The following is a 14,435-nucleotide window of genomic DNA, read 5'->3' as shown; positions in this document are numbered from 1 at the left end:
ATGCGCGCCGGGGGCGGGGCCCGTGCCCCAGTCCCCGGCGGCGCTTCCGGGAACCGCTACCGCTTGACCCCCTTGCCACGGCGGGCGCGGAACATGAGAATTCCTCGTGTCCACCGAGGAAGCGGAGGGCCATGCGCCGGGACCTGCTCGCCGCCGCCGTCGGAACCGTGCTGTTCCTGGACGCCCTCCGGGTGTTCCTGCCGTCCCTGATCACCGTGTTCGGCCAGGCCGGGACGACCGATCCCGCGCTGATGGGCGCGTTCGCGCTCGCCTGGTTCCTGGCCCCGTTCCCCTTCGTCCCCCTCGCCCGCCGGATCCCGCCCACGGCCATGGCGGGCGCCGCCGTCGTGGCGATGGCGGCGGGTCGCCTGGCGCTCCAGGCCACCGAGGGCGGCGACCCGCAGCTGTACGTCTCCGCGGCCACGGTCGGCGCGGGGACCGTGTGGCTGGTGTGCACCGCGATGGCGTCCACCGTCGACGGGCGCCTGTGCGGACGCGAGGTGGTGACCGGGGTCGTGGCCGCGATCGCGGCCACCGCGGTCGTACGCTCCCTCTTCGGCGCGATCGACCTCGTGTGGTGGCCGACCCCCCTGGCATGGGCGCCGGTTGCCGCGGAGGTCGGCCTCCTCCTGGTGCTGCTGCTCAACGTCCGGGACACCGCCCCGGGGCCCGCCCGCCCCGTGCCGCCCCGGGCCTGGCTGGTCCTGGGCCCCCTGTTCTTCCTCACCGGCCTGTACACCGCCAATCCGGCGGTGGGGCAGACCCTCGCGGGGTCACCGCTGGGCGCGGCGGCCGTCGCCACGGGCGCCGTGCTGTCGGTGGGCCTCGTCCGGCGCCCGCTCCTTCTGGGCCGGAGCCGGTGGGCGGCCCCCGCCGTGCTCCTGGCCGCGCTGGCGTGGCTGGCCTGGGCGTCCTCGGACGGGGTGGCCCCGGGCGCGACGGCCCTGCCGTCCACGGCGGCGCTGGTCGCCGGACAGCTCGCCCTGGCCGCCTGCGCGGGCCGGGCCGTGCTCGTCCGGCCCGGGCGGGCGTCGGCGGCGCGCAGCGGGCTGGCCGCCGCGTCGGGTCTGCTGGTGTTCGTGGTGCTGGTGTTCGCGTTCTACTCCGCCTACGACCTGTACGTGCCCAACGCGTACGTGCCCTTCCTCGCCGCGGCCCTGCTGCTGCCCGCCGTGTCCTCCCGAGTTCCGGAGGTCCGTGAGCCTCCGCGTCCGCGCGCACTCGCGCTGACCGCCGGGGCGGCCGCGCTCACCCTGGCTGCCACCTCCCTCTGGCCCGTGTTCCTGTCCCGGACGCTCGCGCCCGTACCCGCGAGCGGGGCGGAGGGGGTGCGCGTGGCCGCCTACAACGTGCGGATGGGTTTCGGCATGGACGGCCGGTTCTCCGTCGCCGAGCAGGCCGGGGCGCTGAGCCGCCTGGACGCCGACGTCGTCGTCCTCAGCGAGGTGGACCGGGGCTGGCTGCTCAACGGCGGCAACGACGTGCTGTCCCGGCTCGCGCTCGAACTCGGCATGACCGCCCACTGGGGACCGGCCGACGGGCCGCTGTGGGGTGACGCCGTGCTCACCTCCCTGCCGGTCACCCGCCAGCAGCGGCACCCGCTCACGCCGAGCGGCCCCACCGGGGCCCAGGCGCTGGAGGTGACCGTGGACCACTGCGGCACCGGGATCACGGTGGTCTCCACCCACGTGCAGCCAGCCGACCGCGACTTCCGCGCGGAGTCCTCCCGGCGCCAGCTGCGCGAGATCGCGGAGATCGCCCGTCGGGCGCGGGAGCGCGGAACGCCCGTCGTGGTGGCGGGGGACCTCAACATCGAACCGGACGACCCCGCCTGGGGCCTGCTCACCGAGCACGGACTGCTCGACGCGTTCCGGGACGCGCGTCCCTTCCCCACCCTGCCGGGGGAGACCGGCTCCGACCAGCAGATCGACCACGTCCTGCACACCGGGGACCTGGCGCCGAGCGATCCGGCCAACCCGGACGTGCCCCACTCCGACCACCGGCCGGTGGCCGTCACGCTGACCCCGGTCGCCTGACCGTCAGGGGGAGGGGTGTTCGTACCTGCGGCGCCTGGACACCCAGTACACGTTCACGCACGCGGCGACGAAGCCCGCGCCGAGCAGGACGACCAGCCAGAGCTGGTCGGTCCACACGTACGCGGCGATCGCGCCGAGCAGCAGTACCAGGGCGCCGAACACGGCCAGCACCGCGCGGAAACCCAGGGCGCTCGCCGGACGCTCGTGGCTGCCCAGGGGGCCCTTCAACCTGCCGCGTCGCATGACGTCCGCTCCCTTCCGTCGCCGTACGCTCCCGGTTCCCGCGTGGGACCCGGTCCACCGATTCTCCCCGGTCCCCTACCCAGCCAGAGGCAACCACGCGGAAAACCTCCTCCGGGCGCCGCACGCGAAGGCGCGGGAGCGGCCACCGGGTCCGGGAGGGACGTCCCGGACCGCTACGTCTCCGCACCGGGCGGGACCCTGGTGATCGTCGCCGACTCCGGTGACGAGCGGACGAGGGCCGGCCGAGACGACGCGGCGGGGGCGCCCCGAAGGACGCCCCCGCCGCGAACGGTCAGTGTCACACACCGTCCATCAGGGCGGGCAGGGCCGCCTCGTAGGAGGCGCGCAGGTCGGTCAGCGCGATCTCCACGGCACCGCCGGGGTGCGTGACCGACAGGGTCTCACCGCCCACGACGCCGATCTGCTCCACCGGCACGCCGTGCTCGTTGGCCAGCGCCACGAACGCCTCCTCCTCGCCCGGCCGCACCGCGACGACCGCGCGGGCGCCGGACTCGCTGAACAGGGCGGTGAACACGTCCCCGTCCACGGTCACCCGCACGCCCCGGCCGCCGCGCATCGCCGACTCGGCCAGCGCGACCGCCAGGCCGCCGTCGGACAGGTCGTGCGCGGCCTCGGCCAGGCCCCGCTCGGCGGAGGCGGCCAGCACCTCGCCCAGGGCGGCCTCGGCGGCCAGGTCCACCCGCGGCGGCAGGCCGCCCAGGTGGCCGTGGACCGTGTCGGCCCACGCCGAGCCGCCGAACTCCGGCCGGGTCTCGCCCAGCAGGAACACCCGGGCGCCGTCGGTGTCGAACGACGTCCGCAGCCGGGTGCGCACGTCGTCGATCACGCCGAGCACACCGATCACCGGGGTCGGGTTGATCGCCACGTCACCGGTCTGGTTGTAGAAGCTCACGTTTCCGCCGGTCACCGGGGTGCCCAGCTGCTGGCAGGCGTCGGCCAGCCCGCGGGTGGACTCGGCGAACTGCCACATCACCCCGGGGTCCTCGGGCGAGCCGAAGTTGAGGCAGTTGGTCACCGCCAGCGGGCGCGCGCCCGTGGCGGCGACGTTGCGGTAGGCCTCGGCGTAGGCCAGCTGCGTGCCCGTGTACGGGTCCAGCCGGGTGAAGCGGCCGTTGCCGTCCGTGGACAGGGCCACGCCGCGGTGGGAGTCGTCGGAGACGCGGATCATCCCGGCGTCGTGCGGGGTGGAGACCACCGTGTCGCCGCGCACGTAGCTGTCGTACTGCTGGGTGACCCACGTCGGGTCGCCCACGCCCGGGGCGCCCAGCACGCGCAGCACCTGCTCGCGCAGCTCGGCGTCGCCGGAGGGCCGGGGCAGCTTCCCGGCGTCGTCGGCCTGGAGCGCGTCCTGCGAGGCCGGGCGCGCGTACGGGCGCTGGTAGACGGGGCCCTCGTCGGAGGCGGTCCGCGGCGGCATGTCCACCACGGTCTCACCGTGCCAGGTCATCACCAGGCGACCGCCGCGCTCGGCCTCCTCGGGGGTCACGTCGGTGACCTCGCCGATCTCGGTGGCCAGGATCTGCCACTTGTCGCAGATGGCCAGGAACTCGTCCAGCTTCGCGGGCTCGACGATCGCCATCATGCGCTCCTGCGACTCGCTCATGAGGATCTCCTCGGGAGTGAGCCGGTGGTCGCGCAGCGGGACCCGGTCCAGCTGGACGCGCATGCCGCCGGTGCCGCCCGCGGCGAGTTCGGTGGTGGCGCAGGACACGCCCGCCGCCCCCAGGTCCTGGATGCCGACGACCAGGTCCTTCTCGAACAGCTCCAGGCTGCACTCGATGAGCAGCTTCTCCATGAACGGGTCGCCGACCTGCACGCTGGGCCGCTTGGCGTGCGACTCGTCGTCGAAGGTGGCGCTGGCCAGCACCGATGCGCCGCCGATCCCGTCGGGGCCGGTGGTGGAGCCGAACAGCACCACCTTGTTGCCCGGGCCGGGCGCCTGCGCCAGCTTGATGTCCTCGTGCCGCATCACGCCGACGCACAGCGCGTTGACCAGCGGGTTGCCGATGTACCCGGCGTCGAAGCCGATCTCGCCGCCGATGTTGGGCAGGCCCAGGCAGTTGCCGTAGAAGGAGATGCCCGACACCACGCCGGGCAGCACCCGCTTGGTGTCGTCGGCGTCGGCCGGGCCGAACCGCAGCGCGTCCATCACCGCGACGGGGCGGGCGCCCATGGTGAGGATGTCGCGCACGATGCCGCCCACGCCGGTGGCCGCGCCCTGGTGCGGCTCCACGTAGGAGGGGTGGTTGTGCGACTCGATCTTGAACGTGACCGCGCGGCCGTCGCCGACGTCCACCACGCCCGCGTTCTCACCCATGCCGACGAGCAGGGCGTCGTTCTCGGGCGCCTTCTCCCCGAACTGGCGCAGGTGCACCTTGGACGACTTGTAGGAGCAGTGCTCGCTCCACATGACCGAGTAGATGGCCAGCTCGGCGGAGGTGGGGCGGCGGCCCAGGATCTCGCGTACCCGCTCGTACTCGTCCTTGGCCATACCCAGTTCGGCGTACGGCTGGGGTGTGTCGGGGTTGTCGTGCGCCACGGCGACGGTGTCGAGACCAGGTGCTTCAGACATGCGTGGTTCCGTTCGGGGTGTTCGGGTGGAAGCCGGGCCGTGGCGTCCGACCAACGGCGCGGAAGGTCGGGTCAGGGCGTTTGGGGCCCGCTCGCGTCGCCGAGCATCAGCGTCGCCGGGGACTCGGGTTCGTCGTGGGCGGAGGTGTCGGCCAGCATGTGTTCGCCGTCGCTGAGGAAGACCTGCTCCTCGGGTGCTCCCTGGGGCTCCTGCTCCTCCCAGCCCCGGCCGAGGAGGTGGGAGACCACCGTGTCGACGGTCTCGCGCGAGTCCTCGGTCAGCTCACCGTCCTCGGTCATGACCATCACCAGCCGGACGCACTCGGTGCCCTCGCAGTAGACGTCGGCCTCCGGGTCGGAGACGTAGGACAGACCGGAGGGCGCCTGGCCGAGCACGTCCACGTCCGGCGGCGGGTTCTGGGACGGAGCGCCGCCCTGGCCCCCGTCCTGCTGGCCCTGGGGAGGGGGCGAGGCGACGGGTGCCGAGCCGATGGCGTTGAACAGGCCGATGCCCGCGGACACCACCAGTCCGACCACGACCAGCCCCACGAGGACGAACATCGTCCTTCTGGAGCGCAGCAGCCCCATCATCGGCCAACCCTCCAGTTCGGGATGCGGCTCAGGCGTTCACCGGCGAACCGGCGGCCAGGTGGGCGAGGATCGAGGAGAAGAAGCCCAGGCCCTCGTCGGAGGGGCCGGTGAGCGTTTCGACGGCGTGCTCGGGGTGCGGCATGAGGCCGACGACGTTCCCGTGCTCGTTGGTGATCCCGGCGATGTCGCGGCGGGAGCCGTTGGGGTTGCCGCCGACGTAGCGGACCACGACGCGGCCGGTGGCCTCCAGCTCGTCCAGGGTGTGCTCGTCGGCGACGTAGCTGCCCTCACCGCTCTTGAGCACCACCAGGATCTCCTGGCCCTCGGTGTAGGCGCCGGTCCACGCGGTGCCGGTGTTCTCCACGCGCAGCACCTGGTCGCGGTTGACGAACCGCAGCGAGGAGTTGCGGGTCAGGGCTCCGGGCAGCAGGTGGCTCTCGCACAGGATCTGGAAGCCGTTGCAGATGCCCAGGACCGGCAGCGCGCCCGAGCGGGCGGCCGGGACCAGCTCCGACATCAGGGGGGCGAACCGGGCGATGGCCCCGCAGCGCAGGTAGTCGCCGTAGGAGAAGCCGCCGGGCAGGACCACGGCGTCGACGCCCCTGAGGTCGGCGTCCGCGTGCCAGAGCGAGACGGGTTCGGCGCCCGCCAGCGCGACGGCGCGCGCGGCGTCCTTGTCGTCGAGGGAGCCGGGGAAGGTGACGACGCCCACACGGGCTGTCATGAGCACACTCCGAGAGATCGGGTCGAGTCCGTCCCCGCGTGGGGCGGGGAGAGTGCGGCGAGGGAGACGCCGCTGCCTGGCCCCGTCCCTGGGGACGGTGCGTCCGCACTCCGCAGCGTACCCGCTCACCTGTGGTCGGGTACGACGGCGGAACCCCTCGGGGGCCTTTCCTTTGGAGGATGCTCCGAACTCCGGTGGTCACGCACCGCGTTCCGGTGTGGCATTCCACAGGCGGAAACGGCGGTGTCGGAAGGGCCCTGTGTGATGCGTCACGGGGATGGTCCGCGGTCGCGGCGGGGCGGTGGACGCGCGCGTCGACGGCGCGGTCCGGGCCCTGGCCGGGGGCCGCCGCGTCCCGGGGCCGGGGGACACGCGGCTCGGCCCGCTCACATCAGGGCGTAGCGCTGGGCCGGCACCTGATCGGCGGCGCTCTCCTCCGGCGGTCCGTCGCAAGCCGTGAGCCGCTTGCGCAGCAGGACCGTGGTCCTTGGTTCCCCCTCGAAGGCGACCTCGTCCATGAGGTAGCGCATCAACAGAATGCCCCTGCCCGATTCCGCTTCCAGACCGGGGAGGGGCGTGTGGTCGGTGGTGAACCGCTCCGCGAGCGCCACGGGATCGGGCGCTCTCCCGGTATGGGATATCCGCAGTTCACACCATCGCCCGCCCATCTCCGCCTCGACCCTGTAGTCACGGGCCGGCCCGCCGTGGTCGATCGCGTTGGCACAGGCCTCGGAGACGGCCAGGAGGATGTCGTCGACGCAGTCCCCACACACTCCCGCGCGAACGAGGAGGGTGCCCAGGACATCGCGGGCGACGGCGACCGTGTACGCCTGCCTTGGGAGGGAGATCGAGAAATCGGCGTCCATTCGTACACCTCTCGTGCTCCGTTGTCGTGTTCATCCCGGCATGTTAGGAACCTTCCCCGAGGGCGGACGGAGTAAAACGAACAGCCGTGTCCCCGGCGGGGACACGGCTGTTCTCTCCGGCACTTCGGGCACGTCGGACACCGTGCGGACGAATTACCACGAATTTCCCCGCGGGTTTCCCGCGGCGGCGGAATCCGGGAGGGGCGCGGTGTGGGGAGTGCCTCGAATCACACGCGCGGAGGTCAGTCCTCCACGCGCACGCTGTACTCCTCGATGACGGTGTTGGCGAGGAGGGTCTCGGCCAGACGGCGGACGTCGGCGAGCTTGGCCTCGTCCACCGCGCCCTCCACCTCGACCTCGAAGCGCTTGCCCTGGCGGACCTGCTCGATCCCCTCGAAGCCCAGCCGGGAGCAGGCCCCGGCGATGGCCTGGCCCTGGGGGTCCAGGATCTCGGGCTTGAGCATGACGTCAACAACGACGCGGGCCACAGGGTCCTCCACAAGGAAAAGGGGTGTGCCGCACGTGCCTGCGGCGGGCGGGCCGCCTCCCCGGACCGGCGGGGAGGGGGACGTCGCAAGCGTACGGCACGCGCAAACGGGTAGGCATCCTGACCAGGAGGCGCGCCGGGCCTTTACCTCACGTTGGGCAGTACCGGTGACTGTTTCGGGGGTCCCGTGACTCGTATCACGCGGATTGATGTCATCATTGGAGGCCTGCGGCGGCGTCTTACACAGTGGAAGTGACCGTCCGGTCGTCCTGAGGGGGAATCTTGACGACTATCGAAATGGACCAGGCCTCCACGACCGGTGAGACCCGCGAGGGGGAGCAGACGCTGGACTTCGCCACCGCGGTGACACCGTTCGCCGACCAGCTCTACCCCACGGCCCTGCGGATGACCCGCAACCCCGCCGACGCGGAGGACCTCGTGCAGGAGACCTTCGCCAAGGCCTTCGCGAATTTCCACCAGTTCCGCGCGGGTACGAACCTGCGAGCCTGGCTTTACCGGATCCTGACCAACACCTTCATCAACAGCTACCGCAAGAAGCAGCGCGAACCGCGCCAGGAGACCACCGACGAGATCAAGGACTGGCAGCTCGCCGCCGCCGAGGCGCACACGTCCTCCGGCATGAGGTCGGCCGAGAACGAGGTCCTGGACCACCTGCCCGACTCCGACATCAAGCAGGCGCTCGCCCGCCTGCCCGAGGAGTTCCAGGAGGTCATCTACCTCGTCGACATCGAGGGCTACGCCTACAAGGAGGTGGCCGAGCGGATGGGGACGCCCCTGGGGACGGTCATGTCCCGGCTGCACCGCGCCCGCCGCCAGCTCCGTGAGATGCTCGCCGACTACGCCCGCGACCGCGGCATGAGGGTCCCCGCCTCCAGGGCGCACGCCGCCGCCGAGTAACCGGCCGCGCAGGGCCCGTCCCCGGGCCGGTGAGGGCCCGCGAGCACTGCCGGGCCGAGCGTCCCCGCGTCCCCGGCCGGTGTTCGGAGCGGCCGTGTCCCCCCGCCGGGCGGTTCCGGTCCACCCGGTGCGCAAGCCGTCCGAAGCCGATGGCGCGGGCCGGTGACGCCCAGGGGCCCCGGAGTTCCGTGAACCCGGTGTCCGGGCGGATCGGCCACGTCCCCCCGCGACACGTCCCCCGCGAACCGTGCCGGTGACGCCCCGGAGCCGACGCCGGTGTCCTCTTCGAACCCGGGAAACGAGTGTCCCCCGGGTCCGATGCTCCCGACCGGTACCCGAACCGGGCTCACGGGCGGGGCCCGTGGACCCCCGGACCGGTCACGCGTTCCGTTCCGCCACCGGGTTCGGGGTCGACTCCACGGGGGTCGTCTCCGGTCCCGTACGCCGCGTGCGCAGCCACACCACGGCCGTGATCGCGATGAGCAGGACGCAGGGCACGAGCATGACGGGCGACCCGGCGCCCACCGACCGGTCCATCCCCTCCATGAGGTCGGCGTGCGTGACGATGGTGATGAGGAAGGCGAGCGTGTTGTTGACCGCGTGAATGACCACGGCGATCTCCAGACCACCCGTGCGCCACGTGATGAGGGCGAGGGTGACGCCCATCGTGAAGTAGTACAGGTTGAGCCACGGGTCGAACGCCAGATGCGCCGCCATGAACAGCAGACTCGACACGAACACGCCGAGGACGAGGCTGGTGCGCGCGCCACGGCCCCAGCTCGCGGCGACGCGGAAGGCGAGCCCGCGGAAACCGTACTCCTCACCGGCCGACTGCAACGGTGCCAGCAGCACGGTGACGGCGAACATGGCGATGAGGTCGGCGAACAGCCAGGAGGTTTCGGGATAGGGCGTGAAGACGGAGAAGACGGCCAGGTAGACCGTCCAGACGGGCAGGATCACCAGGAGGGACCGCCCGAACACGTCGGCTCGGAAGAGCGACCGGACCGAATGCAGCGAGGCGCCCCTCACGCCGTAGAGCCACCGTTGGATGAGCATGCTCCACGGCAGCAGCAGGGCGAGCCCGAGCAGAGTGGAGGCCTGGGTGACGGGCGTGAACTCGTCCCCGCCCAGCATCACGCTGGAGCGGCCGAGCGCCAGGTCGGCGAACGCGCCGAGGAACCCGGCGGCGAAGGAGAAGACCAGCATCCCGCCCACGAAGAGGACGAGAGCGGCGATGCCGCGCCAGACGCGGCGCTTCTCGTGGGCGAGGACGCGGTGGTAGGGCACACCCGGCGGGACCGGACGGGGGCCGCGCCGCCGCCTGGTCTCGGGTGCGGGGTACTCGGGGCCCGCACCCGGGGCCGGGGGAGCCGTCCGGAGCGGTTGCGCGGGGGGATGTTCGTCGTCGCGGTTCATGTTCTGAACCTAGTTTCGGCGGATAGCGCACAGTAGTACCGCTGATCATCTGGTTTTTCCGCGTTTCACACCGATCGCCGCATGACGGTTGTCATGCGGGCGTGTCCGGAGGGGCCGCGGATCGGCACCCCGCGCCGGTGCCGGGGAACCGGGTGCGCGGCGCCCCCGGGCCCGTGCCGGAAGGCGTCCCCCGCACGCCGACCGGTGCGCGCGGGCGGGCGTTCCCCGTGTCGGGGCGGTTCTCGTGTCCCCCGGCCCCTTCGCGGGCCGCGCGGGTCGCGGCCACGTCCTCGAAAAGTCGTTGGAAACCCTTGTAAGTGCTAGGAAGCCCTGGTAATCGCACTGGTGGGGGATCGGGGATCATGGGGCCCGCAGCTGAAAAGGTGACGCTGAGGGCTTGCGCTCTCCATGGTGAGTTCTGTCACGATATGGAGAGGGCTGTCCAACTCCCGCCCACCACCCCGGGTGGGACGAGGACCGTGATTCGGCCGATCAGCGTTCACCCACGCGAATTCGGCCCCGAGAACCCGAGGGAGCAACGTGTCGGACACGACCGTGCACGAGGAACCGGAGCTGATCCAGCTCCTGACACCGGAAGGGGAGTTGACGGGGCACCCCGACTACCCCCTGGACATCAGCGCCGAGGAGATCCGCGCCCTGTACCGCGACCTGGTCCTGGTGCGCAGGTTCGACAGCGAGGCGGTCTCCCTCCAGCGCCAGGGCGAGCTGGGCCTGTGGGCCTCGCTGCTGGGCCAGGAGGCCGCGCAGATCGGCTCCGCACGCGCGCTGGGCGCGAAGGACATGGCCTTCCCCTCCTACCGCGAGCACGGCGTCGCGTGGTGCCGGGGCATCGAGCCCCGTGAACTGCTCGGCATGTTCCGCGGCGTCACCAACGGGGGCTGGGACCCCCACGAGCACGGCTTCCACCTGTACACGATCGTCATCGGCAGCCAGGCCCTGCACGCCACCGGCTACGCCATGGGCGTCCAGCGCGACGGCGCCGTCGGCGAGGACGGCACCGCCGTCATCTCCTACTTCGGCGACGGGGCCACCAGCCAGGGCGACACCAACGAGGCGTTCAACTTCGCCTCGGTCAACAACGCCCCGGTGGTCTTCTTCTGCCAGAACAACCAGTGGGCGATCTCCGAACCGCTGGAGCGCCAGGCCCGCGTGCCCATCTACCGGCGCGCCGCCGGGTTCGGCTTCCCCGGCCTGCGCGTGGACGGCAACGACGTCCTGGCCTGCCTGGCCGTGACCCGGGCCGCGCTGTCCAACGCCCGCGAGGGCAACGGCCCCACGCTCGTGGAGGCGTTCACCTACCGGATGGGCGCCCACACCACCAACGACGACCCCACCCGCTACCGCGCGTCGGCCGAGCTCGACGAGTGGAAGGCCAAGGACCCGATCCTGCGGGTCCGCCGCTACCTGGAGCGGGGCGGCCACGCCGACGAGGAGTTCTTCGCGTCCGTGGACGCCGAGGCGGACCGGCTGGGCGAGCAGGTGCGCACCGAGTGCCGGTCCCTGCCCGACCCCGAGCCCCTCGACATCTTCCACGAGGTCTACGCCGAGCCCAACGTCCACATCGACCAGCAGCGGTCCGAGTTCGCCGACTACCTGGCCTCCTTCGAGGGCGCGGGCGCGGAAGGGGGCCGTTAGGCCATGGGAACCAACCTCACCATCGGCAAGGCCATCAACGCCGGCCTGCGCGCCGCCATGGAGCACGACCCCAAGGTCCTGGTCATGGGCGAGGACGTCGGCAGGCTCGGCGGCGTCTTCCGGGTCACAGACGGCCTGCACAAGGACTTCGGCGCCGACCGGGTCATCGACACCCCCCTCGCCGAGTCCGGCATCGTCGGCACCGCGATCGGCATGGCCATGCGCGGCTACCGCCCCGTGGTGGAGATCCAGTTCGACGGCTTCTTCTTCCCGGCCGCGAACCAGACCTTCACCCAGCTGGCCAAGATGCGGCGCCGCTCGGCGGGCACGCTCAGCATGCCCGTGGTCATGCGCATCCCCTACGGCGGCGGCATCGGCGCGGTCGAGCACCACAGCGAGTCCCCGGAGGCCTACTTCACCCACACCGCCGGGCTGCGCGTGGTGTCGGTGGCCAACCCCGAGGACGCCTACTGGATGATCCAGCAGGCCGTGCGCTCCGACGACCCGGTGATCTTCCTGGAGCCCAAGCGGCGCTACTACGAGAAGGCCGAGGTCGACACCGGGGCGTCCATCGCCGAGGCCGCCCCGATGGGCGCCGCGCGCGTGGTCCGTCCCGGCACGGACGTGACCCTCCTGGCGTACGGGCCCATGGTCAAGACGGCGCTCCAGGCCGCCGAGGCCGACACCGACCACTCCGTCGAGGTGGTCGACCTGCGTTCGCTGTCCCCAGTGGACTACCCGACCCTGTTCGCCTCGGTGAAGAGGACGGGGCGCCTGGTCGTCGCCCACGAGGCCCCCCTCTCCGGCGGCCCCGGCGCGGAGATCGCCGCCCGGGTCACCGAGGAGTGCTTCTACCACCTGGAGTCGCCGGTCATCCGCGTGGCCGCGTTCGACACCCCCTACCCGCAGTCCCGGCTGGAGGAGCACTACCTGCCGGACCTGGACCGGGTTCTGGACGGTGTCGACCGGGCGTTCGCGTACTAGGGATCGGGGAAACCGAAGGACATGGCGATTTCCAAGAACGAACCCGCCGTCGGCGGAGTGCAGTCGTTCAAGCTGCCCGACGTCGGGGAGGGCCTGGTCGAGGCCGAACTCCTCTCCTGGTACGTCAAGCCGGGTGACGAGGTCAAGGTCAACCAGATGATCTGCGAGATCGAGACCGCCAAGGCGGTCGTCGAACTCCCCAGCCCGTTCGCGGGGACGGTGCGCGAGCTGCTGGCCGAGGAGGGCCAGACCGTGGAGGTCGGCGCGGTGATCATCACCGTGGACGACGGCTCCGGCGGTTCCGCCCCGGAGGCCGCCCCGTCGGCGGACTCCGAGGAGCGGGAGAAGCCGCTGGTCGGCTACGGCGAGAAGGCGGCCTCCACCCAGCGCCGCCCGCGCCGCCGCCCGGGCCCCTCGGCGCCGGTGGCGCCGCCCGTGCCGCGAGTCAGCGAGCCCGCGCCCGCCGACACGCCCGCGGTGCGGGAGACGCAGGCGGCCCCTGCTCCCGCCCCGGCCCCGGGATCGGGCCGCCCGCTCGCCAAGCCGCCGGTGCGCAAGCTGGCCAAGGACCTCGGCGTGGACCTGGCGTCGGTCACCCCCACGGGGGAGAACGGCGTCGTCACCCGCGAGGACGTGCGGGCCGCGGTCGGCCAGGCTCCGGGGGGGCCGGAGACCGCGGCGGTCGCGGAGACCGCGGAGGCCGCCCCCGCGGCGGCCGTGGACCGCACCGCGCGCGAGCGGCGCGTGCCCGTCAAGGGAGTGCGCAAGCACACGGCCGCGGCGATGGTCGACAGTGCGTTCACCGCTCCGCACGTCACCGAGTTCCTCCAGGTGGACGTCACCAGGACGATGAAGGCGGTCGCGCGCCTGCGCGAGCGGCCCGACTTCGCCGACGTGCGGGTGTCCCCGCTGCTGCTGGTCGCCAAGGCCCTGCTCATGGCGGTCCGGCGGCACCCGGAGGTCAACGCCTCCTGGGACGAGGAGAACCAGGAGATCGTGGTCAAGAACTACGTGAACCTGGGGATCGCGGCGGCCACCGAGCGCGGCCTGGTGGTGCCCAACATCAAGGACGCCGACGCCATGACCCTGCCGGAGCTGGCGGCGGGGCTGAAGCGGCTGACCGACACCGCCCGGGCGGGCAAGACCAGCCCGGCGGACATGTCCGGCGGCACCATCACCATCACCAACGTCGGCGTGTTCGGCGTGGACGCGGGCACCCCGATCCTCAACCCGGGCGAGGCGGCCATCCTCGCCTTCGGGCAGATCCGGGACATGCCCTGGGTGCACAAGGGCAAGCTCAAGGTCCGCAAGGTGACGACCCTGTCGCTGTCCTTCGACCACCGCCTGGTCGACGGTGAGCTGGGCTCCAAGGTGCTGCGCGACATCGGCACGGCGCTGGAGGACCCGGAGCTGACCGCCCTGGCCTGGGGCTAGGGGCTTTCGGAGAGCGGGTGAGGGGGCCGGTGCGCGTACGCCGCACCGGCCCCCTTCCGCGAGGGGAGCCCGCCCCCGGAGGGTCCAAGGAGGGTTACGGGGTGCCGTCCCCGCAGTCGACGTAGTCGGTGATGCTGGCCGTGTACTCCTCGTGGGTGTCGAGGGTCTCCCAGAACTCGTCCATGTAGGCGTCGACGAACTCGTCGCCGCTGACGGGTTCGCCGCACCAGGTGACCTCGTTGAATTCGGTGGCGTTGGCCAGAGCGGCGTCGATCCGGCTGATGGGACTGGCCTCTTCGGCGCGCCACTCGTCATAGTCGAGTTCGACGGTGTATCCGTCCTCGGTCTCCTGGAGGACGCGGGCTTCGAACAGCCTGTCCCGGCTGCCGGTGCTGTTCTCGAGAACCTCTTCTGGGTCGTTCTCGACGAGCATGCGGTCGAGGGTGTGGAGCATGACCTGCCGTTCGACCCAGAACTGCGAAACGTAG

Annotated in this window: 13 protein-coding genes; 5 read left to right on the top strand and 8 right to left on the bottom strand. The window is 72.1% G+C overall.

Annotated features, from left to right (window positions below; translation table 11 throughout):
* Nucleotides 1-131: 131 nt before the first annotated feature.
* Nucleotides 132-2,036, top strand: a complete 1,905-nt coding sequence (locus tag G011_RS0124700) for an endonuclease/exonuclease/phosphatase family protein (protein ID WP_019610804.1) — start codon at nt 132-134, stop codon at nt 2,034-2,036.
* Between the two features lie 3 nt (nt 2,037-2,039).
* Here G011_RS0124700 and G011_RS0124695 read toward each other — a convergent pair whose 3' ends face one another.
* The 6 genes from G011_RS0124695 to purS all read right to left on the bottom strand — a co-directional run bounded on the left by G011_RS0124695 (nt 2,040) and on the right by purS (nt 7,540).
* Nucleotides 2,040-2,279: a membrane protein gene (locus G011_RS0124695; RefSeq protein WP_013156395.1), complete on the bottom strand. Its 240-nt coding sequence runs from the start codon at nt 2,277-2,279 to the stop codon at nt 2,040-2,042.
* Between the two features lie 298 nt (nt 2,280-2,577).
* A complete protein-coding gene (purL, locus tag G011_RS0124690) occupies nt 2,578-4,872 on the bottom strand; it encodes a phosphoribosylformylglycinamidine synthase subunit PurL (RefSeq protein ID WP_013156396.1) in 2,295 nt (764 codons plus the stop codon).
* Nucleotides 4,873-4,943: 71 nt separating this feature from the next.
* Nucleotides 4,944-5,462: a hypothetical protein gene (locus G011_RS0124685; RefSeq protein ID WP_013156397.1), complete on the bottom strand. Its 519-nt coding sequence runs from the start codon at nt 5,460-5,462 to the stop codon at nt 4,944-4,946.
* Nucleotides 5,463-5,490: 28 nt separating this feature from the next.
* On the bottom strand, nt 5,491-6,186 hold the full coding sequence (gene purQ / locus G011_RS0124680) for a phosphoribosylformylglycinamidine synthase subunit PurQ (protein ID WP_013156398.1): 696 nt from the start codon (nt 6,184-6,186) through the stop codon (nt 5,491-5,493).
* Nucleotides 6,187-6,572: 386 nt separating this feature from the next.
* Nucleotides 6,573-7,052, bottom strand: a complete 480-nt coding sequence (locus tag G011_RS0124675) for an ATP-binding protein (protein WP_013156399.1) — start codon at nt 7,050-7,052, stop codon at nt 6,573-6,575.
* Nucleotides 7,053-7,294: 242 nt separating this feature from the next.
* Nucleotides 7,295-7,540, bottom strand: coding sequence for a phosphoribosylformylglycinamidine synthase subunit PurS (purS, locus tag G011_RS0124670; RefSeq protein ID WP_013156400.1), 246 nt, complete (start codon nt 7,538-7,540; stop codon nt 7,295-7,297).
* A gap of 281 nt (nt 7,541-7,821) precedes the next feature.
* Between purS and G011_RS0124665 the strand changes: the two genes are divergently transcribed.
* Entirely contained in the window at nt 7,822-8,457 is a 636-nt protein-coding gene (locus G011_RS0124665; protein ID WP_013156401.1) for a sigma-70 family RNA polymerase sigma factor, read from the top strand.
* Nucleotides 8,458-8,835: 378 nt separating this feature from the next.
* Here the strand turns inward: G011_RS0124665 and G011_RS0124660 are convergent, their stop codons facing one another.
* On the bottom strand, nt 8,836-9,873 hold the full coding sequence (locus G011_RS0124660) for a CPBP family intramembrane glutamic endopeptidase (RefSeq protein ID WP_026338631.1): 1,038 nt from the start codon (nt 9,871-9,873) through the stop codon (nt 8,836-8,838).
* 540 nt (nt 9,874-10,413) lie between these two features.
* Here G011_RS0124660 and pdhA point away from each other — a divergent pair.
* The 3 genes from pdhA to G011_RS0124645 are packed head-to-tail and all read left to right on the top strand — an operon-like array spanning nt 10,414 to nt 13,947.
* Nucleotides 10,414-11,529 (top strand): pyruvate dehydrogenase (acetyl-transferring) E1 component subunit alpha, encoded by a 1,116-nt coding sequence (pdhA, locus tag G011_RS0124655; protein WP_019610798.1) that lies wholly within the window; start codon nt 10,414-10,416, stop codon nt 11,527-11,529.
* 3 nt (nt 11,530-11,532) lie between these two features.
* Nucleotides 11,533-12,513: an alpha-ketoacid dehydrogenase subunit beta gene (locus G011_RS0124650; protein ID WP_019610797.1), complete on the top strand. Its 981-nt coding sequence runs from the start codon at nt 11,533-11,535 to the stop codon at nt 12,511-12,513.
* A 21-nt stretch (nt 12,514-12,534) separates the two neighbouring features.
* Nucleotides 12,535-13,947 (top strand): dihydrolipoamide acetyltransferase family protein, encoded by a 1,413-nt coding sequence (locus tag G011_RS0124645; RefSeq protein WP_019610796.1) that lies wholly within the window; start codon nt 12,535-12,537, stop codon nt 13,945-13,947.
* A gap of 94 nt (nt 13,948-14,041) precedes the next feature.
* On the opposite strand, the gene G011_RS32210 is transcribed toward G011_RS0124645, so the two are convergent.
* Nucleotides 14,042-14,435, bottom strand: a 394-nt coding sequence (locus tag G011_RS32210; protein WP_026338630.1) for a hypothetical protein, incomplete at its 5' end; no start/stop codon positions are given.

It is taken from the genome of Nocardiopsis sp. CNS-639, assembly GCF_000381685.1.
GTDB lineage: Bacteria > Actinomycetota > Actinomycetes > Streptosporangiales > Streptosporangiaceae > Nocardiopsis > Nocardiopsis dassonvillei.
This window is presented reverse-complemented; position numbering and strand designations above follow the sequence as displayed.

Bases quoted from the DNA above. Each gene is read 5' to 3' on its own strand.
- G011_RS0124675 (WP_013156399.1), bottom strand. From the start codon at position 7,052: ATGGACGCCGATTTCTCGATCTCCCTCCCAAGGCAGGCGTACACGGTC.
- G011_RS0124660 (WP_026338631.1), bottom strand. From the start codon at position 9,873: ATGAACCGCGACGACGAACATCCCCCCGCGCAACCGCTCCGGACGGCT.
- G011_RS0124645 (WP_019610796.1), top strand. From the start codon at position 12,535: ATGGCGATTTCCAAGAACGAACCCGCCGTCGGCGGAGTGCAGTCGTTC.
- G011_RS0124650 (WP_019610797.1), top strand. From the start codon at position 11,533: ATGGGAACCAACCTCACCATCGGCAAGGCCATCAACGCCGGCCTGCGC.
- purL (WP_013156396.1), bottom strand. From the start codon at position 4,872: ATGTCTGAAGCACCTGGTCTCGACACCGTCGCCGTGGCGCACGACAAC.
- G011_RS0124695 (WP_013156395.1), bottom strand. From the start codon at position 2,279: ATGCGACGCGGCAGGTTGAAGGGCCCCCTGGGCAGCCACGAGCGTCCG.
- G011_RS0124700 (WP_019610804.1), top strand. From the start codon at position 132: ATGCGCCGGGACCTGCTCGCCGCCGCCGTCGGAACCGTGCTGTTCCTG.
- G011_RS0124685 (WP_013156397.1), bottom strand. From the start codon at position 5,462: ATGATGGGGCTGCTGCGCTCCAGAAGGACGATGTTCGTCCTCGTGGGG.
- purQ (WP_013156398.1), bottom strand. From the start codon at position 6,186: ATGACAGCCCGTGTGGGCGTCGTCACCTTCCCCGGCTCCCTCGACGAC.